The 22,045-nt window shown below is 63.2% G+C and carries 28 protein-coding genes and 1 pseudogene; 2 read left to right on the forward strand and 27 right to left on the reverse strand.

Annotated features, from left to right (window positions below):
• Window positions 1–114: 114 nt before the first annotated feature.
• The 19 genes and pseudogenes from PZ895_RS11385 to PZ895_RS11475 form a co-directional block, all read right to left on the reverse strand.
• On the reverse strand, window positions 115–330 hold the full coding sequence (locus tag PZ895_RS11385) for a hypothetical protein (RefSeq protein WP_275839113.1): 216 nt from the start codon (window positions 328–330) through the stop codon (window positions 115–117).
• 68 nt (window positions 331–398) lie between these two features.
• A complete protein-coding gene (locus tag PZ895_RS11390; RefSeq protein WP_275839114.1) occupies window positions 399–1,364 on the reverse strand; it encodes a hypothetical protein in 966 nt (321 codons plus the stop codon).
• 72 nt (window positions 1,365–1,436) lie between these two features.
• Window positions 1,437–1,751, reverse strand: a complete 315-nt coding sequence (locus tag PZ895_RS11395) for a hypothetical protein (protein ID WP_275839115.1) — start codon at window positions 1,749–1,751, stop codon at window positions 1,437–1,439.
• A 287-nt stretch (window positions 1,752–2,038) separates the two neighbouring features.
• A complete protein-coding gene (locus PZ895_RS11400) occupies window positions 2,039–2,320 on the reverse strand; it encodes a phage tail assembly protein (protein ID WP_275839116.1) in 282 nt (93 codons plus the stop codon).
• A 9-nt stretch (window positions 2,321–2,329) separates the two neighbouring features.
• Window positions 2,330–5,065 carry a phage tail tape measure protein gene (locus tag PZ895_RS11405; RefSeq protein WP_275839117.1) on the reverse strand — a complete coding sequence of 912 codons (2,736 nt, stop codon included), beginning with the start codon at window positions 5,063–5,065 and terminating at the stop codon, window positions 2,330–2,332.
• Between the two features lie 79 nt (window positions 5,066–5,144).
• Window positions 5,145–5,501 carry a DUF6074 family protein gene (locus tag PZ895_RS11410; RefSeq protein WP_275839118.1) on the reverse strand — a complete coding sequence of 119 codons (357 nt, stop codon included), beginning with the start codon at window positions 5,499–5,501 and terminating at the stop codon, window positions 5,145–5,147.
• Complete coding sequence (locus PZ895_RS11415; RefSeq protein ID WP_275839119.1) at window positions 5,491–6,186, reverse strand: DUF1376 domain-containing protein; 696 nt, start codon at window positions 6,184–6,186, stop codon at window positions 5,491–5,493. Before PZ895_RS11415 ends, PZ895_RS11410 begins: the two co-directional genes overlap by 11 nt.
• Window positions 6,183–6,635 carry a DUF3102 domain-containing protein gene (locus PZ895_RS11420; RefSeq protein ID WP_275839120.1) on the reverse strand — a complete coding sequence of 151 codons (453 nt, stop codon included), beginning with the start codon at window positions 6,633–6,635 and terminating at the stop codon, window positions 6,183–6,185. The genes PZ895_RS11415 and PZ895_RS11420 overlap by 4 nt, the downstream gene beginning before the upstream one ends.
• A gap of 190 nt (window positions 6,636–6,825) precedes the next feature.
• Window positions 6,826–7,047, reverse strand: coding sequence for a helix-turn-helix domain-containing protein (locus PZ895_RS11425; RefSeq protein WP_275839121.1), 222 nt, complete (start codon window positions 7,045–7,047; stop codon window positions 6,826–6,828).
• Window positions 7,048–7,129: 82 nt separating this feature from the next.
• Window positions 7,130–7,867, reverse strand: coding sequence for a hypothetical protein (locus PZ895_RS11430; protein ID WP_275839122.1), 738 nt, complete (start codon window positions 7,865–7,867; stop codon window positions 7,130–7,132).
• On the reverse strand, window positions 7,864–8,670 hold the full coding sequence (locus tag PZ895_RS11435; RefSeq protein WP_275839248.1) for a site-specific integrase: 807 nt from the start codon (window positions 8,668–8,670) through the stop codon (window positions 7,864–7,866). Before PZ895_RS11435 ends, PZ895_RS11430 begins: the two co-directional genes overlap by 4 nt.
• An 84-nt stretch (window positions 8,671–8,754) precedes the next feature.
• Window positions 8,755–9,216: pseudogene (locus tag PZ895_RS11440) on the reverse strand (Arm DNA-binding domain-containing protein); the annotation flags it as partial.
• A 274-nt stretch (window positions 9,217–9,490) separates the two neighbouring features.
• Entirely contained in the window at window positions 9,491–9,799 is a 309-nt protein-coding gene (locus PZ895_RS11445; protein WP_275839123.1) for a hypothetical protein, read from the reverse strand.
• Between the two features lie 79 nt (window positions 9,800–9,878).
• On the reverse strand, window positions 9,879–10,418 hold the full coding sequence (locus tag PZ895_RS11450) for a MerR family transcriptional regulator (protein ID WP_275839124.1): 540 nt from the start codon (window positions 10,416–10,418) through the stop codon (window positions 9,879–9,881).
• Between the two features lie 112 nt (window positions 10,419–10,530).
• Entirely contained in the window at window positions 10,531–10,872 is a 342-nt protein-coding gene (locus PZ895_RS11455; protein ID WP_275839125.1) for an integration host factor subunit alpha, read from the reverse strand.
• Between the two features lie 122 nt (window positions 10,873–10,994).
• The gene (locus PZ895_RS11460) at window positions 10,995–11,966 is read right to left on the reverse strand and encodes a beta-ketoacyl-ACP synthase III (protein ID WP_275839249.1); all 972 of its coding nucleotides are present in this window, start codon (window positions 11,964–11,966) and stop codon (window positions 10,995–10,997) included.
• Window positions 11,967–11,976: 10 nt separating this feature from the next.
• Complete coding sequence (plsX, locus tag PZ895_RS11465) at window positions 11,977–13,041, reverse strand: phosphate acyltransferase PlsX (protein ID WP_275839126.1); 1,065 nt, start codon at window positions 13,039–13,041, stop codon at window positions 11,977–11,979.
• Window positions 13,042–13,149: 108 nt separating this feature from the next.
• Window positions 13,150–13,695, reverse strand: coding sequence for a DUF177 domain-containing protein (locus PZ895_RS11470; RefSeq protein ID WP_275839127.1), 546 nt, complete (start codon window positions 13,693–13,695; stop codon window positions 13,150–13,152).
• Window positions 13,692–14,258, reverse strand: a complete 567-nt coding sequence (locus PZ895_RS11475; RefSeq protein WP_275839128.1) for a ubiquinol-cytochrome C chaperone family protein — start codon at window positions 14,256–14,258, stop codon at window positions 13,692–13,694. Before PZ895_RS11475 ends, PZ895_RS11470 begins: the two co-directional genes overlap by 4 nt.
• A 105-nt stretch (window positions 14,259–14,363) precedes the next feature.
• On the opposite strand from PZ895_RS11475, the gene PZ895_RS11480 reads away from it, so the two are divergent.
• Window positions 14,364–14,891, forward strand: coding sequence for an outer membrane protein assembly factor BamE (locus PZ895_RS11480; RefSeq protein ID WP_275839129.1), 528 nt, complete (start codon window positions 14,364–14,366; stop codon window positions 14,889–14,891).
• Window positions 14,892–14,954: 63 nt separating this feature from the next.
• Here PZ895_RS11480 and PZ895_RS11485 read toward each other — a convergent pair whose 3' ends face one another.
• Window positions 14,955–17,096 (reverse strand): sodium-translocating pyrophosphatase, encoded by a 2,142-nt coding sequence (locus PZ895_RS11485; RefSeq protein ID WP_275839130.1) that lies wholly within the window; start codon window positions 17,094–17,096, stop codon window positions 14,955–14,957.
• Here PZ895_RS11485 and PZ895_RS11490 point away from each other — a divergent pair.
• Window positions 17,089–17,259, forward strand: a complete 171-nt coding sequence (locus PZ895_RS11490; RefSeq protein ID WP_275839131.1) for a hypothetical protein — start codon at window positions 17,089–17,091, stop codon at window positions 17,257–17,259. The two genes, PZ895_RS11485 and PZ895_RS11490, sit on opposite strands and share 8 nt — an antisense overlap.
• Here the strand turns inward: PZ895_RS11490 and PZ895_RS11495 are convergent.
• The 7 genes from PZ895_RS11495 to nrdR all read right to left on the reverse strand — a co-directional run bounded on the left by PZ895_RS11495 (window position 17,238) and on the right by nrdR (window position 22,017).
• Window positions 17,238–18,449, reverse strand: coding sequence for an MFS transporter (locus PZ895_RS11495; protein ID WP_275839250.1), 1,212 nt, complete (start codon window positions 18,447–18,449; stop codon window positions 17,238–17,240). The genes PZ895_RS11490 and PZ895_RS11495 overlap by 22 nt on opposite strands.
• The gene (gene nusB, locus PZ895_RS11500) at window positions 18,449–18,955 is read right to left on the reverse strand and encodes a transcription antitermination factor NusB (protein WP_275839132.1); all 507 of its coding nucleotides are present in this window, start codon (window positions 18,953–18,955) and stop codon (window positions 18,449–18,451) included. The genes PZ895_RS11495 and nusB overlap by 1 nt, the downstream gene beginning before the upstream one ends.
• Window positions 18,952–19,416, reverse strand: coding sequence for a 6,7-dimethyl-8-ribityllumazine synthase (locus PZ895_RS11505; protein WP_275839133.1), 465 nt, complete (start codon window positions 19,414–19,416; stop codon window positions 18,952–18,954). Before PZ895_RS11505 ends, nusB begins: the two co-directional genes overlap by 4 nt.
• 204 nt (window positions 19,417–19,620) lie before the next feature.
• Window positions 19,621–19,836, reverse strand: a complete 216-nt coding sequence (locus PZ895_RS11510) for a hypothetical protein (RefSeq protein WP_275839134.1) — start codon at window positions 19,834–19,836, stop codon at window positions 19,621–19,623.
• On the reverse strand, window positions 19,833–20,444 hold the full coding sequence (locus PZ895_RS11515; protein ID WP_275839135.1) for a riboflavin synthase: 612 nt from the start codon (window positions 20,442–20,444) through the stop codon (window positions 19,833–19,835). The genes PZ895_RS11510 and PZ895_RS11515 overlap by 4 nt, the downstream gene beginning before the upstream one ends.
• The gene (ribD, locus tag PZ895_RS11520) at window positions 20,426–21,550 is read right to left on the reverse strand and encodes a bifunctional diaminohydroxyphosphoribosylaminopyrimidine deaminase/5-amino-6-(5-phosphoribosylamino)uracil reductase RibD (protein WP_275839136.1); all 1,125 of its coding nucleotides are present in this window, start codon (window positions 21,548–21,550) and stop codon (window positions 20,426–20,428) included. Before ribD ends, PZ895_RS11515 begins: the two co-directional genes overlap by 19 nt.
• Window positions 21,547–22,017 carry a transcriptional regulator NrdR gene (gene nrdR / locus PZ895_RS11525; RefSeq protein ID WP_275839137.1) on the reverse strand — a complete coding sequence of 157 codons (471 nt, stop codon included), beginning with the start codon at window positions 22,015–22,017 and terminating at the stop codon, window positions 21,547–21,549. Before nrdR ends, ribD begins: the two co-directional genes overlap by 4 nt.
• Window positions 22,018–22,045: the final 28 nt, after the last annotated feature.

Here is a 22,045-nt window from a genome sequence, read left to right on the forward strand (position 1 = left end):
GCAAGCCGTCAGGGCCGCAGGCGATGTCGCCGGGGCCAAGCTTCCACCATGCGGGGACCGCGGTCTTGACGAGCATGTCGCCAACGGGCCGAAATATCGTGCGGAACTCGCTGCTCATTGCGCCACCCCAGCCGTGCAGGGCATGGCCGCCAGCACCCTCTCCGCGTCTTCGGCGGGCATCGATGTTTCCAATGCCAGCGAGCGAGCCATGGGCTCGCGGCCCTTGGCGGCTTCGCAGGTCAAGATCGCCCTGATCCGCGTCCTGGCTTCGGTTGCGCCCTCTTGCTGTGCCGCTGCGACAGCGGCGATGTGTTCGTCTCTACTGATCATGGGGAACCTCCTGATTGAACGGGAGCCGGGGAGACGGCTCGACACGTCGCCCCGGCTGCGCGGCTTGCCTACGCTTCCGCGACTTCGAGAATAGCCCGAGGATCGGCGTCATCGCGGCGGGTGATGAACATGCCCTCCGCTTCAGCGGCGACGATCGTCGCCTCTTCCAGGCGCTCAAGTCCGAGGCGGCGGGCGCTCAATTCGCGAAAGCGCTGCTCCTGCTCTTCGTCGGTCAGCGCGCCGACGACATCGGCCTGATCGATCATCGCGCCGAGCCGAGCCTTGATTTCATCGCGCATCATCCAAACCAGGAATTCTGCGCCGCCACCGTGCGCTTGAAGCCCGTACCCGCTGTCGGGGTTCGATTGCCGCAGACGGATGTAAAACTGATCGGCAAACGCGAGCGGCGGGCCGGAACGACGACGCATATCGAAGCGGGGCGCGCCCCGCGCGGCAACCGCATCGATCTCTTCGTGCAAGACGTCAATTGCCGCCTTGGTCGGCCGCGGCGCAGTCGCAGTGGCGGTCCAGGCGTCATCAACAGCGGCGATCTCCGTCCGCAGACGATCGACTTCCTGCCGGAAGTCTTTGCCCTTCGGTGCAGGTGCCGCCGCAGGCTTCAAGCGCTGCCTGGCAGCGCGGGCATCAGCAAGCCATTGAAGCGAACGGTCCAAGAACGCAAAACTGCTCGTCCGCTCGCTGGCCGCATCAACGCGGGCCTTGGCCTTATCGAGACCGGCCTTCGCCGACGCAACTTCAGCATCCAGACGTTCTGCGTCTTCCGGGCGAAGTTTTTGGTTCGGGGCATCGATCTCCGCATAGCGCCGCCGGTTGGAGATAAGCCCGAAATTGTGCCTTGCCTCCATCATCGTGTCGGAAGCCGACCGATATGCGGCATGAGCATCATCCCGCCGATCGATCAGAGCATCGATTTTCGGCTGACATTTCGGGGGCAGCGGATCGAGACCAAGCTGCGCAAGGTCGTTAAGAGGACGATGCTCGGGGAGTTCGAAATCGGGCCAGTTGGCAGGCATGGCGGGCTCCTTTGCTGATTGAAGGATGCCCGCGCGCCGGCTTCGATGCGAGACGATGAAACCGGACGCTTTTTACCGATACGGCTGGATCAGCGCCGATTTCTTAACGTGGATGCGCCCCCCGATGCGGACGGCCTTTTCGGGATGGCGCTCGATCCACTTTCGCATCGCCTCTTCGCCCTTCTTCAGGATGCCGCCCGCCTGTTGGAGCGTCACAAGGTCTTCGGCTGGATCGAGACGCGACAGGTCTTCGTCCCGCTCTCCCAGGACGGCTTCGAGCGAGGCCACGACGCGCCCGGCGTGTTCACGGAGCCCACGCGCATCTGCTAGGGCTGCGCGAATGGCGGCGCGATCGACGTGATCGAAAAGATCAGGTGCGGTCGGCATGGGAACCTCCTGCAAACGTCGCGCAATGACATCGCGTGTAAAGCTTCCGCCGATCGCTGTTAGACAGCGCCAGTACGACCATCGGCGATAGTCCCGATGACGCCGATATCAGTTCCCGAGCGGCTGCAAGGTTGGGGTATCCGTAAGGGCCGTGCTGCCGCAGGATGCGATGCACGGCAGGGTTTCCTTTGCCTACGCCGGCCAGGTTTGCTGGGCGGACAATGCACCCATGGACGACGCGATCGCCGTCATCAACTGGCCGGCGCAAGACATGGGTCCGATCATACTCACGCATTGGAGTTACCCCCTTCCAGGGCGGCAATCGCAGCTTCCGTGATCAGCCTGAAGTCGCCGATCGCCATGGAGCGGACAGCGGCGGGCGGCAGATCGCAGAGCCGCGCGACCATGGCGACGGCCATCTCGCGGCCCTGTTTGGCGTCTTCCGTTGGCTCGATACCGGCAAAACCCTTGGCAAGCGCAATGCGATCGGCCAGCGTCGGCTTCCGCAAGACGACAGTGTTGATGTGGATGTCGTCGCGGTTGATCGGGGATCGAAGATCGAAACGCATCGCTCCCTCCTACCAGTCTGCATGGATGCTGCGGATGCGAGAGCGAATACGCCGGTCGAGTTCATGTTCAATCTCATCGATGAACCTATTCGTATCGCGTACCCCGTTGACCACCATGTTCTTCATGTCGATGGCGATAGAAACCGACCCCTGCGCGGCCGAACCACCCGACGACACTGCCGACGACCTGCCCGAATGCCGAAGCATGTCCATCGTTTCGCGGTTCGGAATGATCCTGCCGTTGCCGAGGTCAGTCCTGATTTCCGGGCCTTCCTCGCCGACGAGATATGTCCCGCCGCGATGGACAGGACCGCCCCTTGCGCGCGGCGTCGGGCTGTTGACGTTGGCCGGGGCCTTAGCCCCGCCCAGGCCGAGCCAAGACCCTGCCCGGCCGAGTGCGCCCGAGATCGAGGACGATATCCGCGCCGCGATCTGCGATCCGAGGGTCGAAACCCAATCGAGAATACGACTTGCCGCGCCTTTCAAGCCGGCGAGCATCGCGTCGATCGCATCTGATCCGGCCTGCCCGAATTCGCTGATCAGCGTCGAGAAATCGATGCCCCGCACGGTCTCGGCGATTTTCCGCGGAATGAAGGTCAGGACGCCGACCCAATTGAGGAAGCCAAGTTTCACGCCCTCGATCAAGCTGTCCGCCATCGCATTCCCCATCAGCCGCCAGGAGCGCTTGTCGGCATCGGAAAGGCTCTCCCGCTGAAAGAGCGAGCCGAGCCAATCGAACAGCCCACCCACCTTGTCGCGAGCAAATGCGAATGCATCGCCGATCGCCCGGCCAACAGGCGCGAGCTTATCGAGCAGCGGCTGTACTTTTTCCAGGGCTGGCGCAAACTCGTAGGCCAGCCGCTCGCCGAAGCCTCCGATGACCGACGAGACAGCGTCCCAATGCTTCCAAAGGAAATACCCGGCTGCGCCAACCGCCGCGACGCCGAGGGCAATCATACCCCAGGCGGGTGCTGTCAGCGCGGCCACAGCCGCGCCGATGCCCGAGGCCGCGCCCGCAAGCAACGAAACGCCGGGGATTGCACGGCCGATAGCCGCGAAAGCGGTGCCGGCCTTGGCGAGGTTGCCGTATTTGGCCCCGCTCATCGCAGCGAGCGAACTTTGCAAGGCGATCGATGATGTAGCGGCGCGACCACCCCACACGGCGACGCCCTTGATGACGCCTACGGCAATGCCGCCGATGCCGCCGATCAGGCTGATCGCCGAGCCGACGCCGCCCAGGGCAAAGCCGAGCGGGCCGACCACAGCAAGCGCGCCGAGGGCATACGTCCCGAAGCGGAGCATCACCGGGTTGGTCTCACCAAGCCGGGTCACCGCCCCCGACAGCTTGTCCATCGAACTGGCGATGGTGTCCATGACGCCGCTCTCGGCAATTGCGATGAAGGCGTTCTCCCAAGCAGCATTCCACCGGGCGACCGAGCCAACGATCCCCTTCATCCGCGCTTCCGCCATCTTCGCCGCAGCATTCGGAGCATTCTTCAGGATCGCCGCTACCGCCGCATCCATGTCGCCCGCAAGATTGGTGGCGATGCGCGAGCCCTGCCGAGTATCGAAGACGTGGCTCATATCGCCGGCCGTCGCGCCCTTGCGCCGAAGCTCGTTGATGAAACCGATGAGATCGACGCGCTCGGCAGAGCCGACGAGTGCCGCCGAAATGCTATCGGCGAGGCTATCCCTGTCGATGATGCTGTCAGCCCCGAGGCCCTGCGCAATCGTGTCGGTGATCCGCTCGATCATCCGCGCCGGGGCCTGGGCGAGGATGTCGTCGTTCAGGAGGTCGTTGATCTGATCCTCGAATTCGCTCGCGTTGACGCCCTGCGCCATCAGGCTTTCGATTACGTCGCCTGCCTCGATCTCGCGGCCAAGGTGGATGAAGTCGTTGAGGTTGACGTTGAGCCGCCCGAGCGCGGCCACCATCGGCTTCACCGGCTTGACCATGCGGACAAGGGCCGAGCGCAGCGCGACGCCGGCTTCGGAGCCCTTGATGCCGTTATTTGCCATGATCATCGCCATGCCGGCGACTTCCTCAAGCTCCATGCCGAGGCCTGCCGCCATGGGGGCGACGTACTTCATGGTCTGGCCCATATCCTCCACAGTCATGTTCGACCGCGTGGCAGCATAGGCGAGCGTATCGTTGACGCGCTGTAGCGATTTCTCGACCTGCTCGCTCGTCTCCATCGGGAGCCGCATCGCGGTCATGACGTTCGTCGCGATATCGGTCGCAAGCCCGGTCCCGAGGTCGCCGGCCTGCGAAAGCTGCAAGGTGCCGGCGAGCGAGCCCATCGTCTGCTCGTAGGTCAAGCCAGCCTTGAGCAGTTCCTCGGCCGCGCCGAGGATTTGCGAATTCGTGAAGGGGAAGGAGGCGTTCAACTCTTTCGAGTAGGCCTCGATGCCCTTCCTTTGCTCTTCCGTCAGAAGACCGACCGCTTCGACCGCGTTGCCGACCTTCGCGTAATTGTAGGCCCCTTCCGCGCCGACGCGGCCGATCATCATCAGCGGGGCCGAGACACCGATCGACGCGCCCACAGCCGCGCGCTGGACACGGCCCATGCTGCTTTGCAAGCCGTGGAAATAGCCCTGCGCCTGGCCGGCCATAACCCCGGAGCGGCGGTTGGCCTGATCGGCTGCTTCTCCGATCCCGCGGATCGAGCGCTGCGCCCCTTTCGCTGGCCCGGAGATACGGTCGAGAAGGCGTACGATAAGGGTCGAAGTCAGAGCTTTGGACATGAAATCTCCTTCGCGCTACGCAGCGCGGCTGCGGCGTTTCGGCAAATGCCGCGCGCAGGAATGGTGGGGATGAGGACTTTCATCGCGCGCCCTCTAGAGGCGGCGACCAGTAGGCGCGCCAGATCGCGGCGCGATACGATGCTACGTCTGCCTTCACAAGATGCGGGGCGAGCCCCGCGTTGACACGCATATCGGACACGCGCCGCAGGTGCTGCTTGAGGATCGCGTCCCGATCTGCCGTGTTTCGCGAGCCACGCATCAGGGACGCGACTTTCTCGACATTTTGGTGCGCGGCCAGGGGGAAGATGAAGACCGAAGCCGACTTTGGCGAGCGCTCGCCGCGGGCGGCGGGTTGCCGCTTGGGACGTGCCGCCTGCGGAACGATCGTCAGTTCCGGCCGATCGGTGAAAAGCTCAAGCTGATCGTCACGCGACATGGCGCTCCCTCCTGTCCAATTCTTCGAGAAGGTCGTCGTGGTCTTCATCCAAGAGATCATCGGTTTCGACGGGCACAGGGATGACCGAGAAGCGCGAGGGCATGTTGCTGATATCTGGTTCGGAAGGCTTGTGATCAGGCTCGAAGTCGTCCGACAGGCCGGGCAGGCCGGCGTAAGCCGAGGCCTGCTCGGTATCTGCGTCTGCTTCCTTTATGCCGAGCGTGTCCGTATCTTTGGGAGCGCCTGTAGGCGCTCCCTTATACGTCTTCGTCTCGGTCTCTATAGCAGACACCGCGGATTGATTTTCTTGCGTTTTTTCCCGCTTAATTTCCGAACTTTGTACCGACTTTTGACGAGATTTCTCCGAGTTTTGACGCGCATGAGCCGATCGCTTGCCGCGCTGCTCGATCTCCCCGGCCATGAAGTCACACCAAAGGCCACCATCGATCCGGGCGAAAAGTCCGAGGACGACGATCCGATCGATGGCGTCATAAAAGGTCTTGGCCCGCACCCGCGTCAGGCTGCGGACCTGCTCAAGCCACGTGTCCGAAAGGGGCTCTTCCCGATCGTGCATTTCGACCAGCAGATCGATGTAAATGCCTTTTTCTGCCGAATTCAGGCCTCGCGTGTCCGCCTTCCACTGGTCGCCGCGGAGGCGAAACCACGGCGCTTTTGCATTTCTCATGACCGGGCCTCCATCTGACAAGCAAGACGGCCGGCTTCCTTGATGGCCGTGGACTTGAGGCCAACCACAATCTCGAATAGCTCCTGTGTCCGGGCGATGATGAATTGGAGGCCCTCGACGCTTGCGCTGTCGATCGTGGAGTTGAGGAATTCCAATTCATCTCGGACGGCATCGAGTTCCGCTTGGAGTACAAGGGCCGCAGCGAGTTCATCACGGCCGTTGAGCAGATGCAGGGCCTCATTGACGCTCAAATGCGACATGCTTGTCGCTTTTTCTTCGATCGTGGGCCAATTCTTGGCTACGCGCATGTAGCGCTGCGCAGTTCTAGCGGTGCCTTTGAAGTTGGATTTGAGCCACCCAGCCCACTGCCCGTGCGGCAATAGCGATCTAGCCTCAAGCAAAGCTATTCCCGCTTCGCGCGCCGCTTCCGCAGCGGAGCGCAGAGCCATTTCAGTATGCCCATGCGCAGCGTTCGCTATATCAGCGAGCGCTGGGAGCCGGTTTGATCCTTCTGTCACGGTGCGCCTCCCAAAAGAAGAAAGTCGCTGTCGCGGCCGTCGAGGCCCGAGAGCCAAGCGATTGCGCCGATGACGATGAGCGCGGCCAAGAGGCGACCGATGTGATGAAAGGCGGGCCGCATTATGCGGCCTGCCCCGTATTCGAGCAGGTCGCAGCCTGGAGCCAAGCATCGAGATCGGCGCGACGGTAGAGCGTCTTGCGGTTTGAGTGGCGGATGAACTTCGGGCCGCGGCCCGACATGCGGTACTTTGCGAGGGTCGAGGTGCTCGACCGGAGGTAAATCGCCGCCTCCCGCGGGGTCATCAGTTCAAGCTGATTGAGAGCTTCGAGATCGATGGTCATTTGCCTTCTCCACTGCGATCAATGAGCGGAGTTTGGCGTGGTCGTTCCAGGTCGGCTAGGGCGGCGCTTTTCGGCGCAAACGCTATAATTCGCCGCCTATCCGTGATGAGGCGGCTATAAACCGATCAAAATCGGCCTCCATTCGTCGCGCTTCGCGAAGTCCGTCAAGAAGGGAACGATGGCTCTTGTTTAGCAGGCTTGCCAGCCACTTTTGACCGCGTGGAGATGGCGCAGGCAGGCGCGTCAGTGTTCGTTCATGGACAATTTGCACGAAAGTCATCGCAAAATCCGTTGCCGGGCAACTTGCATCGTCCATGTTGGAGGGCCATCCAGCAAGCGCTTCCGGAGCGACAGCGCCAAGGGTGCAAACGATATCTTCGAACAGCGTCGCGATGCCTAGACGGAAGGTTGTGTCGACCCTTCCGCGCTCGAAGTTGGCGAGCAAGTTCGCGGCGTGATCGCCAACCGCCGCAGCACCGCGCCGTGTGTCCGCATCAATATTCTTCGCTGTGGCGATATGAGCCAACAATCGACGTGCTGACTTCGCGCCTTCGCTGAACGCCGACCTTTCAAGTGACCGAGCGGGATCGGCTGCAATCAGCCGGAATTCTTCGAGGCGGTCACGATCTGCTCGCTTCTCTTGTTCCGGGTCGGGCTCTTGAAAGAACGCGACAAGGTTGCGAGCGGCCCATTCGATCCGCTGCTCCAATTCTTGTCGCAGGCGATGCGTGATCTCAAGGCCGAGGGGCCCGGCAAGTTCTCGGATGTCTTCGCCGTCAAGCCGCGGCACTGTGTCGAGAAAGAACCGATCGATGGTCATCGGGCTCGCCTCTCGATGGGAATAATCTCGGCTGAACCCGCAGCCGGTTCCTCGCCCATCGCTGCCGCGATCTTTCCCGCGATCGCGTCCGAAGCCTTTCGAAGCGGATCATTGTCGAGATGCGCATATCGTTCGGTCGTGCTTGCCTGCTTGTGGCCGAGCAGCTTGCCGACGATCACAAGCCCAAGCCCATCGGCTGCGCCCACCGATGCGAAAGAATGGCGCAAATCGTGAATGCGGAGATCATCAAGCCCGGCGGCGGACTTCACAAGCCGCCAGGGGCGCTTGAGGTCAGTTCGCGGTTGCTGCTTTCCGTCAAGGCTCTCACCGGGGAACACGAACGGGCCACGCGGCTTCATGCCGACGAGGACGGCCCGTGCAGCCGAATTGAGGATGATGGTTCGCGGCCCAGTCTTGCTGTCAGGGAGCCGAAGGAGACCGCGATCGAGGTCGATGAACTTCCACTCAAGGCGCAGGATTTCGCGAAGACGCGCCCCCGTAAAGATTAGGAGGCGAAGCGCAGCAGCGGCTTCGCCATCAATTCGGACAAGCCGGTTCTCGGGGCGCGGCGCATGTTTCATTTTCCCCTCGGGCTTCGGCTCCCACGGAATGCCGGTCGTTTCGGCCCGGCGGATCGCGTCGCCCAAGCGCTGGAGTTCCTCGATCGAAAGAAAGCGCTCCTTGACGTTCTCGCGATACTTTTCGACTTTGTAGGTCGGCCGGCGCAATCCCTCGGAACAAAGCTCAATCGCTTCGGCCCATCCATAGATCGCACCCAAAACTGCCACGACCCGGTTCGCCATGGCCGGTTTCGAAGCGAGGCGCGCATGAAGCCGCCCCACGTCTTGCCTGCTGATTTCGCGGATATCCATTTTGCCGAGCGCCGGCAGTATGTGCGCCGCGATGACGTGCCTGTAGAATTCGATCGTGTTGGGCTTCCGCTTGAGCCTGACATGCTCCCGCATATAGCGCGCGGCGACGCGGCGAAGCTGGAGATCACGCCTCTGCCGGCGGGCAAGGTCCTCTGCGGCGGCTCGCGCCGCCACACGGCGCTCCTGCTCGGCGTCGAGCGCCTGCCTGTCGATACCATCATCCCCTTCTCGGATCAGCGCGCGGGCGCGCTCCCGCGCCTGCTCAACCGTCCAGGCTGGGAAAGCGCCGATGGTGACGCGCTTCGTTTTTGCGGCTCTTCCCGCGCCGATGCGGAACTGCGCGACGAAGTTCTTCCGGCCGGTGGGATTGATCACAAGCCCGAAGCCCTTGAGTGCTCCATCGCCAGCATCCCAAATGAAAAATGGCTTCTCGACCGGCTGCTGCGCCTCGATCAGCTTCTTAGTGATTTTGGTCATCTCCGCCCCGAAATAAGCACATAATAAGCACCAAATCGGAACGACGCGGCGCTAACGGGACCGACGATATTGCTCAATGCCTTGGGTTTCAAGAAGATACGACCGACGCGGAGCGACCACGAACGAGCCGGAACGCTATTTTCCCTAACTGGGGGTCAAGGGGTCGTGGGTTCGAATCCCGCCGCTCCGACCATTTCCCTTCATCCCTGACGTTCATCTGGACGAGAAAAAGGGCCGGCCAAAGCCAGCCCCCTCGTCTGCACGTTTCGGTAAGCTACCGGCGCAGCAGTGCCGCAGCCGCAAGCCCCACCACCGCCAGTCCCGCGAGGACGAGCGCCGGATGCTCGCGCGCGGTCTGCTCGGCGTAGCGCGCCTGCTTCCTGACCACCGGCATCCAGTCGTGGATGCGATCGGCAATGTCGTCATAGGCGTCGGACGCCGTTTCGCGCGTGTCGTCATAGAAATGGGATCCGCGCTTGCGCGCCTGCCGGCTGAGGACGGACAGTTCCTTGCTCAGATGCGAAATGCGCCGTTCGAGATCGTCATCCCAGGAACGTCGGCCGCCGAAGATCGAATATGACATGCGTGGTCCTTCCATTCGCCATGCGTTTGCCTAACAAACGGCGGCGCAATGGCTTGGTTCCACTGTTTTCACACCCGTTTCAGCGCACCTGATCGAGCAGGCGCTTGCATTCGAGAAGGTCGAAAAGCGCCTCCTGAAGCAGGGCGCGGTTGTCGCGCGACAAACGCTCGCCGTCTGCGGCAACCGGCCCTTCTTCCTCGCCGCGACCGAGCCCGAAAAACCGGCGTGCCGGCTTCGCCTTGGCCTGACCGAGGATCATCTCGTCGTCGCCATCGCCCTCGGGCGCGGCATGGATGGCTTCGGCCTCCTGCTGCTTGCGCTGGGTGATGGCCTCGACCGCAGCCATGTCGCCATTGCCGATCGCAATGACGAACTGGTTGCCATTGTCGCGCAGGAGCTTCTGCACGCCCTTGATCGTATAACCCTGGTCGTAGAGCATGTGCCGGATGCCCTTGATCAGTTCGACATCCTGCGGGCGATAATAGCGCCGGCCGCCGCCGCGCTTCATCGGCTTGATCTGCGAGAAGCGCGTCTCCCAGAAACGCAGAACATGCTGCGGCAGGTCGAGGTCGTCGGCGACCTCGCTGATCGTACGGAATGCGTCGGGCGACTTTTCCATGGCGTGCTCGCTTTCAGGGCTCGCGATTCGCCAGTATTACAGACCCTTAGAAGGGCGTATTCAAGTGCGGGAAAGCCTTGCCCCCTGATTTTGACACCATGACCGATATGCCTCAGCCCTTGGCGAATTTGGCTTCCTTGACCGGATTTGCGAGGGCGCGGTGATTGTCGAGGATGCGCTGCTTCAACACGTTCGACGCCTTGAAGGTCATCACGCGGCGCGGCAGGATCGGCACCTCCTCGCCTGTCTTCGGGTTGCGGCCGACACGCTCGTTTTTCGAACGGACCTGGAAGGTCGCGAATGACGACAGTTTCACCATCTCGCCGCGGACGATCGCATCGCAGATTTCATCGAGAACCATCTCGACGAGTTGCGCGGATTCGGTGCGCGAAAGCCCGACCTGCCGGTAGACAGTCTCGGCGAGATCGGCACGCGTTAAAGTCTTCCCCCCCATCGGTCGTCCAACCATTCTGAAAAAACAGGAGAATTTTCAAACACAGGCGACGTTAGGAAATTGGATTGTCGAGGTCAAGAACCCATTGACCCCGCTTGGTTTATCTCAGGGCAGATGTGCCTTTACCAGCGCACCAGCACCGCGCCCCAGGTAAAGCCGCCCCCCATGGCCTCGAGGAGGACGAGATCCCCCGCTTTGATCCGGCCCGTGTCGACGCCCTCGCAAAGTGCGAGCGGCACGGAGGCGGCGGACGTGTTGCCATGCTGGTCGACGGTGATGACGACCTTGTCCTCGGCGATGCCGAGCTTCTTGGCCGATGCATCGATGATGCGCTTGTTGGCCTGGTGCGGCACGAACCAGTCGAGGTCCTCCGCCGTGATATCGGCCTGCGCGAAGACGGATTCGACGACGTCCGTGATCATGCCGACGGCGTGCTTGAAGACTTCGCGGCCTTCCATGCGCAGGTGGCCGACGGTACCTGTCGTCGACGGGCCGCCATCGACATAGAGCTTTTCGCGGTGCGAGCCGTCGGAACGCAGGCTGGCGGCGAGGATGCCGCGGTCTGCGATCGTGCCCTCACCTTCCGCCGCTTCCAGGATCACCGCGCCGGCGCCGTCGCCGAACAGCACGCATGTCCCGCGGTCCTGCCAATCGAGGATGCGGGAGAAGGTTTCCGAGCCGATGACGATGGCGCGTTTGACCATGCCGCCGCGAATGTGCAGATCGGCCGTATTGATCGCGTAGACGAAGCCCGAGCACACCGCCTGCATGTCGAAGGCGAAGCCGTGGCGCATCCCCAGCCGCTCCTGGATCTCGACCGCGCTTGCCGGAAAGGTGTTGTTGGGCGTCGAGGTCGCGAGCACGATCAGGTCGATGTCGTCGATCGTCAGGCCGGCGGCATCGAGCGCCGCGCGGGCCGCCGCCTCGCCGAGCGATGCCGTCGTCTCGTCGTCAGCGGCGATATAGCGCTGCGTGATGCCCGTCCGCTGGACGATCCAGGCATCGGACGTTTCCAGCACGCCCTCGAAATCCGTATTCTTCATCACGCGGCGCGGCAGGGATTTGCCGACGGAGCGCACGACCGATCTTATCATCGTCAAAATCTCACTTTCCTGCCGCAACGATCAAGTCGTCGTCACCGCTGCGCGGGCGCAGACGCCCATGGAATTGTTGGAGTTCCGCCTCGATGCGCTCTCTGAGCCTGCCCTTGGCCATGTCGTAGCCGAGTTCGACGGCGGCGGCGAAGCCCTCGTCATCCGTGCCGCCATGGCTCTTCACCACGATCCCGTTGAGGCCGAGGAACACGCCGCCATTGATCTTGCGCACGTCCATCTTCTCGCGCAGGAAATCGAAGGCGCCCTTGGCGAGCACGTAACCCATCTTGGACAGGAAGCTGCGCGACATGGCCTCGCGCAGATATTGCGCGATCTGCCTGGCGGTGCCTTCGGCCGTCTTCAAGGCAATGTTGCCGGCGAAGCCTTCCGTCACCACCACGTCGACCGTGCCCTTGCCCAGATCGTCGCCCTCGACGAAGCCGTGGTAGTCGAGCGATTTCAGCCCGACCTCGCGCAGGATGCGGCCGGCCTCCTTGACCTCTTCCTGGCCCTTGACCTCCTCGACGCCGACATTGAGAAGGCCGACCGACGGCCGTTCGATGTCGAACAGCGCGCGCGCCATCGCCGAGCCGAGAATCGCGAAGTCGATCAGTTGATGCGCATCGGCGCCAATGGTGGCGCCGACATCAAGCACGACGCTCTCGCCGCGCACCGTCGGCCAGATCGCGGCGATGGCGGGACGCTCGATGCTCGCCATGGTGCGCAAGCAGAATTTCGACATCGCCATCAACGCGCCGGTGTTGCCGGCCGAGATGCAGACATCGGCATCGCCGTTCTTGACCGCCTCGATCGCCTTCCACATCGACGATTTCCAGCGGCCCTGGCGCAGCGCCTGGCTCGGCTTGTCGTCCATGCGAACCGAGATTTCGCAATGGTGGAATTCGGACACGACCTCGAGCTTCGGCAATCTGGCGAGGACCGGCCGAACCTCGTCCTCGCGGCCATAGATCAGGAACCGGGCATCGGGGCGGCGCTCGGCCACGCGCGCCAGTCCCGGCAGCGTCGTCGAAGGGCCATGGTCTCCCCCCATGGCGTCGATGGAAATGCGTATCACGCGGCAATCGTCTTTCGTTGGCCCATTTTCGGGCGGCATTTCAGCAAAGTGCGGCGAAAATAACGGTTTCGTCCCGGCAAACAACTGGCTTTCGCGCTCATCCACGCCTCAACCGCCGCGCTTCAATGCCTTCAACTGCTCGTAGAGCGGTCCACGATCGGCATCGGCATCCGTCATCGGTGCGACCGGCGCCACGCCGGCCTTGCGCGGATAGGGGTCGATCCCGAGCGCGAAAAACTCTTCGGCGAGTTGGCCGACATCGATCGCATCACCCGAGAACGGTTCGGGGCCGTCTTCACCCTCGGCATCGAGAATCATTTCACCCCCCTCGATCGCATCGGGACGCAAGAGCTTCGAGCCTTCAGGAACGAACAATGCCTGAAACTCTGCGTCGACGCCGGCATCGAGCGGTTCGAGAGAGACGATGCAGGACTGGACGATCTGCGCCTTCACCCGGCCGGTGACCTTGACCCCGTCGCGCTTCCAGTTTTCGACCAGGAGGCTGGCCCGAAAGGCTTTCACCTCGACCAGATGGTGCGTATCGGCCAGTGCGCGCCGCTGCTGCTCGTCGGCCTCGATGGACACGGGCATTCCCTTTGCCGGCAGTCGCAGGATGCTCGCCTCGAAGGAAATCGGGCTTTTTTCAGCGCTCATGCCGAATCTCCTTCTGCGGGAAACGCCTGCATGGCCGGCAAGTAAGTGACATTGCCGGCGATGATCGACGCTGCCGGCTGGGCGGCCAGATCGCGCGCGCAGGCCAACACGTAGTTGGCCATCGCCTGGGCTTCATGCCAGTCCGTGCCGCCGGGGAAGACGTTGCGATAGAGCGCCTGCGCCAGTGCCTCGCGATCCTCCGCCGCCAGCGCCTTGCCGTAGGAATCGGCACGGCCATAGAACATCTTGGCGAGTTTCTTCATGCGCTTGGGGACGCCCACATCGCCGATGCCCAATTCGCGCAGTGAATGGTCGACATCCTTGAAGAACTCGTCGGTGACATCCTGAGCGACATCCTGGATCGGGCCGTCCTCGCCGCGTGTGCGATGCAGGAACAGGAACATGTGCAGAGCCATCATCTCGTAGCGTCCAAGCGGCGTGTCGGGCACGCTCCACTCGGCATAGAAAACCGGCTGGCGCGCCGCCGCCACGATTTGTCCATAAATGCTGTGGACGATGGCAGCGTTCTCGTTCCGGCGTCCGCCGAACAGTCGCTTGAACATTCCCGAAGGGCTCCTTCTGGCGGTTTCAGTGCCGGCCGTGTTGCATCGGCGCGCAAGCTGGTTTACCGCTTTTGCCCGCAGGCGCAAGGCGCGCCTGACCAAGTCATGGAGTTGTCGTTGCAAGGACGGAATTTCAAGAGACGTGCGCGGCTGATCGCTACGGGTGTGGCCCTCCTGCTTGCAGGCGGAGCTGCCGGGTGCTCCTCGGTTTCCGGCGACCTCAATCCGCGCCAGACCTTCCAGCAAGGCTATGTCGTCGACGAGCAGATGCTCCAACTGGTACCCGTCGGGTCGAGCCGCGAGCAGGTGATGCTGGCGCTCGGGACGCCCACGACCACGGCCACCTTCGACAACGAGACCTATTACTACATCTCGCAGACGGCGGTCCGGAACGTCGCGTTCCAGAACCCGCGCGTGGTCGACCGCCGCATTCTGGCGATCTATTTCGGCGATGACGGGCGCGTGTCGAACATCGCCAATTACGGATTGCAGGACGGGCGCGTCTTCGACTTCATCTCGCGCACCACGCCTACGGCCGGGAGCGACACGAGCTTCATCCAGCAGCTCGTAACCGGCGTCGTCGGCGGTACGCCGATCGGCACGGGTGCCGGGCGAGGCTCGGCCAGCTTCTAAAATCATAGAGAAATCAAAAAGGGCCGCGGTAGCGATACCGCGGCCCTTCTTGCGTGACGATCGTCAGCCGTGTGCAAGCACTGCCAGAAGCAGGAGCGCCATGATGTTGGTGATCTTGATCGCCGGATTGACGGCCGGGCCGGCGGTATCCTTGTAGGGATCGCCGACCGTATCGCCTGTCACGGATGCCTTGTGCGCATCCGAGCCCTTGAGATGCCGGGTGCCGTCCTTGTCGATGAAACCGTCCTCGAACGATTTCTTCGCGTTGTCCCAGGCACCGCCGCCCGACGTCATCGAAATGGCGACGAACAGGCCGTTGACGATCACGCCCAGAAGCGTGGCGCCAAGTGCGGCGAACGCAGCTGCCTTCGAACCCGAGACGAGCAGGATGCCGAAATAGACGACGATCGGCGCCAACACCGGCAGGAGAGAGGGAATGATCATCTCCTTGATCGCCGCTTTCGTCAGGAGATCGACCGCCCTCGCATAGTCCGGCTTCACCGTTCCCTGCATGATGCCTGCATTCTCACGGAACTGACGGCGCACTTCCTCCACGATGGAGCCCGCCGCACGGCCGACGGCCGTCATGGCGATACCGCCGAAGAGATAGGGGATGAGGCCGCCAAAGAGCAGCCCGGCCACGACATACGGATTCGACAGCGAGAAGGACACGTCCTCCATGCCGGCGAAATACGGATATTGGTCCGGGTTTGCGATGAAATATTCCAGATCGTAGGAATAGGCCGCGAAAAGGACCAGCGCGCCAAGGCCGGCAGAGCCGATCGCATAGCCCTTGGTCACCGCCTTGGTCGTGTTGCCGACCGCATCGAGCGCGTCGGTCGACTGGCGCACTTCAGGCGGAAGCCCCGCCATTTCAGCGATGCCGCCGGCATTGTCGGTCACCGGCCCGAACGCGTCGAGCGCGACGATCATGCCGGCAAGACCGAGCATGGTCGTCACCGCGATCGCCGTGCCGAAGAGACCGCCAAGCTGGAATGTCGAGAGAATGCCGCCGATGATGACGATCGCCGGCAGCGCCGTCGATTCGAGCGAGACTGCGAGGCCCTGGATGACGTTGGTGCCGTGGCCGGTCACCGACGCCTGCGCGATCGAATTCACCGGGCGCTTGTTGGTGCCGGTATAATATTCGGTGATCACCACGATCAGCGCCGTCACCACGAGGCCGATCACGCCGCAGATGAAGAGGCTGGTGCCGGTGATGTCGACGCCGTTGACGACACCGATCGAACCCCAGCCGATGGTGAGCGAGGTTGCCGCGCCGATGCCGACGACGGTCAGCAGGCCGGTGACGATCAGGCCGCGATAGAGAGCGCCCATGATCGAGGCATTGGCGCCCAGCTTGACGAAGAAGGTGCCGATGATCGAGGTGATGATACAGGCGCCGCATATCGCCAGCGGATAGACCATGACCGAGCCGAGAAGATCGGAGCCGAGGAAGAAGATCGCCGCGAGCACCATCGTCGCGACCACGGTCACGGCGTAGGTCTCGAACAGATCGGCCGCCATGCCCGCGCAGTCGCCGACATTATCGCCGACATTGTCAGCGATCGTTGCCGGATTGCGCGGATCGTCCTCGGGAATGCCCGCTTCCACCTTGCCGACCAGGTCGCCGCCGACATCCGCACCCTTGGTAAAGATGCCGCCGCCCAGACGCGCGAAGATCGAGATCAGCGAAGCGCCGAAGCCGAGCGCGACGAGCGCGTCGATGACGACGCGGTCCGAGGGGGCAGCCCCCATCGGTCCGATCAGGACCCAGTAATAGACCGAGACCGCCAGAAGGGCGAGGCCGGCCACCAGCATTCCGGTGATCGCACCGGCCTTGAAGGCGATGTCGAGGCCGGCCGACAGGCTGTTCGACGCGGCCTGCGCCGTGCGCACATTGGCGCGGACCGAGACGTGCATTCCGATGAAGCCGGCAACGCCCGAAAGCACGGCGCCGATCAGGAAGCCGATCGCTGCGGTGACGCCCAGGAGCCACCATGTGATGAGAAAAACCACGACGCCGACGAGCGCGATGGTTGTGTACTGGCGAGTGAGATAGGCCTGCGCGCCCTCCCGGATCGCGCCCGCAATCTCCTGCATACGTGCATTGCCCTGGTCGGCCGCGAGGACCGACTGGGTGGCCCAGATCGCGTAGACGATGGACAGCAAGCCGCAGGCGATGACGACGAAAAGCATGGTCATTGCCGATTTTTCCTTGATTCTCGCCCGGCAGAACCCCTCCCCGGGCATTGTGAACGAAGCCGGAATCGCTCGTCATCCGGCATTCGCCGGCAGCTTATGCGAAGGATTCCGCACACATCAAGGAGATATTCTGCCGCTGGGTCAGCGCGCGGCGGCGACGTGACGGTGTCCACGCACCACCAGAAGCCCGAGCGATGTCAGGCACGCCAAGCCAACCGGAAAGATGATCCAGTTCAGCATGTCCCAGCCGGCAAGGTTGTAGACGAGGCCCGACATGAAGGAGGCGAAGGCGACCGTCGAGAACAGAACGAAATCATGGAAGCCGAGCGCGCGACCCTTTTCAGCCGGATGATAGGTTTCGGCGACCATAGCCGTCGCGCCGATGAAGCCGAAGTTCCAGCCGATACCGAGAAGGACGAGCGCCATCCAGAACTGCCACAGCGCGATGCCCGACAGGGCGACGACGGCGCAGGCGAGAAGCAGGACAAGGCCCACCGCGACGATGGTCTCCTTGCCGAAACGTGCGATCAGCCTGCCGGTGAAAAAGCTCGGCGCATACATCGCCATCACATGCCAGGAAATGCCGAGCATCGCCTGGTCGGTGGAAAATCCGCAGCCGACCATGGCGAGCGGCGCGCCGGTCATCACGAAGCTCATCAGCGCGTAGGTGCCGACACCGCAGAGAAGCCCGACCGCATATTTCGGCTGCCTGACGATCTCGCCGAGCGGGCGAGCGGGCATTTGCGAAACGGTCGAGACATCGGTTTCGGGCTGGCGCCGAGGCAAGGCCGAGAGGATCAGCGCCCCGACGGCCGCAATGCCCAGCACGGAGGCGAACGTGCCGGCAAACATCACCGGCGCCATCAACTCGCGGGTGAAAATGACGATCTGAGGACCGATGATCGCCGTGAGCACGCCGCCGGCCAGGACGAAGGAAATCGCCTTCGCCTTGAATTGCGCAGGTGCCGACTCGGCAGCGGCGAAGCGGAACTGCTGGACGAAGGCGTTGCCGACGCCGATCAGTGCGAGACCGGCCGCGAAGAGCCAGAAATTCTGTGCGAAAAGAGCAAGGGTCGCGACGAGGCCACCAGCAGCGGTCATGCCGGTGCCGGTCATGAAACCCAGCCGCAGACCAAGCCTTTTCAGGACGAGCGCGGCAGGAATGGCGCCAAGCGCGACGCCGATGGTGAAACCGGTGACGGGCGCGGTCGCCAGGCTCTTGTCGGCGTCGAGGAGATAGAAGCCGGCGAGGCCGCCGACGGAAATCGCGATCGGCGCGGCCGATCCCACAATGGCCTGCGCGGCGGCGAGGACGATCGCCGTTCGTCGCGCATCGCGGGTCGATGTCGTCATCATGCCTTCGGCGTGCCGCCCCTGCCCTCGTTGCGCAGCCGGCGCGCGACACGGTCGAGCACAGCGTTGACGAGCTTGGGCTCCTCCTCGGTATAGAAGGCTTTGGCGATGTCGACATATTCGGTGACGATCACCGCGACGGGCACGTCGGCGCGCTTCATCAGTTCGTAGACGCCGGCGCGCAGGATCGCCCGCAATGTCGAATCCAGTCGCGACAGCGGCCAGTCATCGGTCAGCGCCTGCCGGATCACCGGATCGATCGTCTTCTGGTCCTCGACCACGCCCGACAGGATCGCACGGAACCATTGTGCATCCGCCTCGCGATAGGTCGCCCCGTCGACTTCCTTGCCGAGCCGATAGGCTTCGTACTCGGCCGAAATCTCGAGAAGCCCGGTGCCGGCAACGTCCATCTGGTAGAGCGCCTGCACGGCGGCGAGCCTGGCCGCGCCGCGCTTGTTGGCTTGCCGGACAGGCGGCTTGGTGGGGCGTTCGTCGGCCTCGCTCATCCGGCCACCTCTGCAAGACGCTTGCGCGTCTCGATCATCGTCAAGGCAGCACGAGCGGCGAACCCGCCCTTGTCGCCTTCGTTCCGCCGCGCGCGCACCCAGGCCTGGTCATCGTTCTCGACGGTCAGGATGCCATTCCCGATCGCCAGCGATTCATTGACCGAAAGATCCATCAGGGCACGGCAGGATTCATTCGCCACGATGTCGAAATGATAGGTCTCGCCACGGATCACGCAACCAAGCGCGACGAAGGCGTCGTAGTCCGCTCCGCCCGCATCCGCGCCGTCGAGCGCGAAGGATATCACGGCGGGAATTTCGAGTGCTCCGGGCACCGTCACGACATCATAGCTTGCGCCGGCGGCATCGAGCGCGGCCTTGGCGCCGTCGAGGAGCGCGTCGGCCAGATCGTCATAGAAGCGCGCTTCGACGATCAGAACTTTGAGGGGTTCCTGATGGGGCATTAATGTCTCCGGGATTGGCCCGGTGACTTAGGCCGATCCGACGGAGTTCGCAAGGCAAAGGTTTGCAGAAAGTCGGCTGGTCAGCGCTTCAGTGAACGCTCGTGCAGGCGCACGGCGATATAGGCGCCAACCGCGATGATCGCGGGCAGGCCCAACGATGTGAACCAGAACATCGGATCGGAAAAGCTCATGGCTTCAATCTCTTTAGAAGCGCCTTGCCCAAAAATGTAGTGCAGTCGCGATGCCAAGCCAACCCGCGGCCATGAGAGCAAGCCAATAGCCGACCGGTGCCGCAAAGCTTATCACACCATAGAGATACCCCGCCAGCGGCGTTGCCACGCCGACCGTAAAGCAGGCCGTGGACGCGCGATCGAGCGCATTCGCCAGAAGCTTGGTGCGTTCGTTGTCGATCACGCTCATCGATCGCGCGCCTCCATCAAACGCGCGGCATAGCGGGCCATGGTGTCAACTTCCAGATTCACCCGGTCGCCTGCCTGCCGTGCGCCCCAAGTCGTGACACCGAGCGAGTGGTGGATGAGAAGGACGTCGAAGAGGTCGCCATCGACGCCGTTGACGGTCAGCGACGTGCCGTCGAGCGCGACGGAGCCCTTCGGTGCGATGAATTTGGACAATGCGTGCGGCGCGCGGAGGCGAAAACGCACCGCGTCGCCCTCGTCGATGCGCTCGACGATCTCGGCCATGCCGTCGACATGGCCGGACACGATATGCCCACCGAGTTCGTCGCCGATCTTCAGCGCGCGTTCGAGGTTGAGGCGCGAGCCGACCTGCCAGTTGCCGGCCGTCGTCAGCCGCAGCGCCTCTTCCCACGCCTCGACCTCGAACCATCGCTCGTTTGCGTCCGCTTCCGGCAGAGCGACGACAGTCAGGCACACGCCCGCGCAGGCGATCGATGCGCCGATCGCAATCGTCGCGGGATCGTAGATCGTGCGGATGCGCAGGCGGATGCCCTGATCGAGCGGCGCGATGGCCGCGATTTCGCCGATATCGGTCACGATTCCAGTGAACATCCGTCGGTCCTTACATATTCGAAGCAAACGTCGGCGCCGAACACATCGCGGCGGAGAAGACGGAAGCCGTTGGGAATCGCGGCGGGATCGACCGGCGATGCGATGCCGCCGTCTCCGATTGCCTGAAGTCCGACGAAGAGCACCAGCCTGTCCACCAATCCTTCGGCAAGGAAATGCCGTGCGGTTTCGGCGCCGCCCTCGACGAGCAGCGTCAATACGCCCCGCGCAGCCAGATCCTCCAGAAACTCCGGCAGGGCGATCCGGCCCTCATGCTCCTCGCAGGCGATGAAGCCGACGCCGAGCCCTTCGAGCGTGGCGCGACGGCCGGGATCGGCGTCGATCGCCGTTGCCAGAAGAACCGGCGTATCGCGCGCACTGGCGGCGAGTTTCGACGTGGGTGAAAGCCGCGCATCGCGGTCGAGAATGATCCGGATCGGCGAGCGCCTTTCCAGCCCCGGCAGGCGGCAGGTGAGTTCGGGGTCGTCGGCCTGAGCGGTTCCGATGCCGACGAGGATGGCATCGCTTTCGGCGCGGATGCGATGAACCTGCCGGCGCGAGACCGGGCCAGTGATCGCTACCTGCCCCTCGCCTTTGCATCCGATCATGCCGTCGGACGAAACCGCAAGTTTCAAAGTCACTTCCGGGCGCTTTTTCACGGATCGAGTCAGATAGCCACTGAGCATGTCCGATGCGCCATTTGCCAGGACGCCGGTCGCCACGTCGATTTCACCGGCTTCCAGAATGGCATAGCCCTTGCCGGAAACCCGCGGATCGGGGTCGGCGGCCGCGCCGACCACGCGCGCGATCCCGGCGCGAACGAGCGCCTCGGCGCAGGGCGGCGTGCGACCATGATGAGCGCATGGTTCGAGCGTGACATAGGCCGTGGCCCCGCGCGCGCGGTCTCCCGCTTCGGCCAACGCCTCGGCCTCGGCATGGGGCCTGCCGCCAATCGCGGTGATCCCGCGCCCGACGATCCGCGGTCCCGCGCCATCGTCACGCACGATCAGCGTTCCGACCGAAGGGTTGGTCGAGGTCAGGCCAAGATTGCGGCGCGCGAGGCGGATGGCGGCAGCCATGAACCGGCGATCCGTATCGCCCACGCTCATTCGCGCGCGGCGTCCTCGTCGCCCTTCAATTCACCGAGTAGATCGTGGAAGTCGCGCGCCTCGCGGAAGTTCTTGTACACCGACGCAAAGCGCACATAGGCGACGTCATCGATCGACTTGAGCGCGTCCATGACGAGCCGGCCGATCTCGTCGGACGGAATTTCCGTCTCGCCCGAGCTTTCGAGCTGGCGCACGATGCCTGTGACGGCACGCTCGATCCGTTCCGGCTCGACATTGCGCTTGCGAAGCGCGATCTCGACCGAGCGCATCAGCTTGTCGCGGTCGAACGCGACCTTGCGGCCCGACCGCTTAACGACGACGAGATCGCGGAGTTGCACGCGTTCGAAGGTGGTGAAGCGCCCGCCGCAGACCGGGCAGACGCGCCGGCGGCGAATGGCCTGCCCGTCTTCGGCAGGCCGGGAATCCTTCACTTGCGTATCTTCAGACTGGCAATAAGGGCAGCGCATTTCGCTCCTTCAAGGGATTGGATGCTGC

Origin of the sequence: Mesorhizobium sp. YIM 152430 (assembly GCF_029210365.1) — a bacterium.
GTDB lineage: Bacteria > Pseudomonadota > Alphaproteobacteria > Rhizobiales > Rhizobiaceae > Aliihoeflea.

Bases quoted from the DNA above. Each gene is read 5' to 3' on its own strand.
- PZ895_RS11385 (WP_275839113.1), bottom strand. From the start codon at position 330: ATGATCAGTAGAGACGAACACATCGCCGCTGTCGCAGCGGCACAGCAA.
- PZ895_RS11390 (WP_275839114.1), bottom strand. From the start codon at position 1,364: ATGCCTGCCAACTGGCCCGATTTCGAACTCCCCGAGCATCGTCCTCTT.
- PZ895_RS11395 (WP_275839115.1), bottom strand. From the start codon at position 1,751: ATGCCGACCGCACCTGATCTTTTCGATCACGTCGATCGCGCCGCCATT.
- PZ895_RS11400 (WP_275839116.1), bottom strand. From the start codon at position 2,320: ATGCGTTTCGATCTTCGATCCCCGATCAACCGCGACGACATCCACATC.
- PZ895_RS11405 (WP_275839117.1), bottom strand. From the start codon at position 5,065: ATGTCCAAAGCTCTGACTTCGACCCTTATCGTACGCCTTCTCGACCGT.
- PZ895_RS11410 (WP_275839118.1), bottom strand. From the start codon at position 5,501: ATGTCGCGTGACGATCAGCTTGAGCTTTTCACCGATCGGCCGGAACTG.
- PZ895_RS11415 (WP_275839119.1), bottom strand. From the start codon at position 6,186: ATGAGAAATGCAAAAGCGCCGTGGTTTCGCCTCCGCGGCGACCAGTGG.
- PZ895_RS11420 (WP_275839120.1), bottom strand. From the start codon at position 6,635: ATGGCTCTGCGCTCCGCTGCGGAAGCGGCGCGCGAAGCGGGAATAGCT.
- PZ895_RS11425 (WP_275839121.1), bottom strand. From the start codon at position 7,047: ATGACCATCGATCTCGAAGCTCTCAATCAGCTTGAACTGATGACCCCG.
- PZ895_RS11430 (WP_275839122.1), bottom strand. From the start codon at position 7,867: ATGACCATCGATCGGTTCTTTCTCGACACAGTGCCGCGGCTTGACGGC.
- PZ895_RS11435 (WP_275839248.1), bottom strand. From the start codon at position 8,670: ATGGCGAACCGGGTCGTGGCAGTTTTGGGTGCGATCTATGGATGGGCC.
- PZ895_RS11445 (WP_275839123.1), bottom strand. From the start codon at position 9,799: ATGTCATATTCGATCTTCGGCGGCCGACGTTCCTGGGATGACGATCTC.
- PZ895_RS11450 (WP_275839124.1), bottom strand. From the start codon at position 10,418: ATGGAAAAGTCGCCCGACGCATTCCGTACGATCAGCGAGGTCGCCGAC.
- PZ895_RS11455 (WP_275839125.1), bottom strand. From the start codon at position 10,872: ATGGGGGGGAAGACTTTAACGCGTGCCGATCTCGCCGAGACTGTCTAC.
- PZ895_RS11460 (WP_275839249.1), bottom strand. From the start codon at position 11,966: ATGATAAGATCGGTCGTGCGCTCCGTCGGCAAATCCCTGCCGCGCCGC.
- PZ895_RS11470 (WP_275839127.1), bottom strand. From the start codon at position 13,695: ATGAGCGCTGAAAAAAGCCCGATTTCCTTCGAGGCGAGCATCCTGCGA.
- PZ895_RS11475 (WP_275839128.1), bottom strand. From the start codon at position 14,258: ATGTTCAAGCGACTGTTCGGCGGACGCCGGAACGAGAACGCTGCCATC.
- PZ895_RS11480 (WP_275839129.1), top strand. From the start codon at position 14,364: ATGGAGTTGTCGTTGCAAGGACGGAATTTCAAGAGACGTGCGCGGCTG.
- PZ895_RS11490 (WP_275839131.1), top strand. From the start codon at position 17,089: ATGGTCATTGCCGATTTTTCCTTGATTCTCGCCCGGCAGAACCCCTCC.
- PZ895_RS11485 (WP_275839130.1), bottom strand. From the start codon at position 17,096: ATGACCATGCTTTTCGTCGTCATCGCCTGCGGCTTGCTGTCCATCGTC.
- PZ895_RS11495 (WP_275839250.1), bottom strand. From the start codon at position 18,449: ATGACGACATCGACCCGCGATGCGCGACGAACGGCGATCGTCCTCGCC.
- nusB (WP_275839132.1), bottom strand. From the start codon at position 18,955: ATGAGCGAGGCCGACGAACGCCCCACCAAGCCGCCTGTCCGGCAAGCC.
- PZ895_RS11505 (WP_275839133.1), bottom strand. From the start codon at position 19,416: ATGCCCCATCAGGAACCCCTCAAAGTTCTGATCGTCGAAGCGCGCTTC.
- PZ895_RS11510 (WP_275839134.1), bottom strand. From the start codon at position 19,836: ATGAGCGTGATCGACAACGAACGCACCAAGCTTCTGGCGAATGCGCTC.
- PZ895_RS11515 (WP_275839135.1), bottom strand. From the start codon at position 20,444: ATGTTCACTGGAATCGTGACCGATATCGGCGAAATCGCGGCCATCGCG.
- ribD (WP_275839136.1), bottom strand. From the start codon at position 21,550: ATGAGCGTGGGCGATACGGATCGCCGGTTCATGGCTGCCGCCATCCGC.
- nrdR (WP_275839137.1), bottom strand. From the start codon at position 22,017: ATGCGCTGCCCTTATTGCCAGTCTGAAGATACGCAAGTGAAGGATTCC.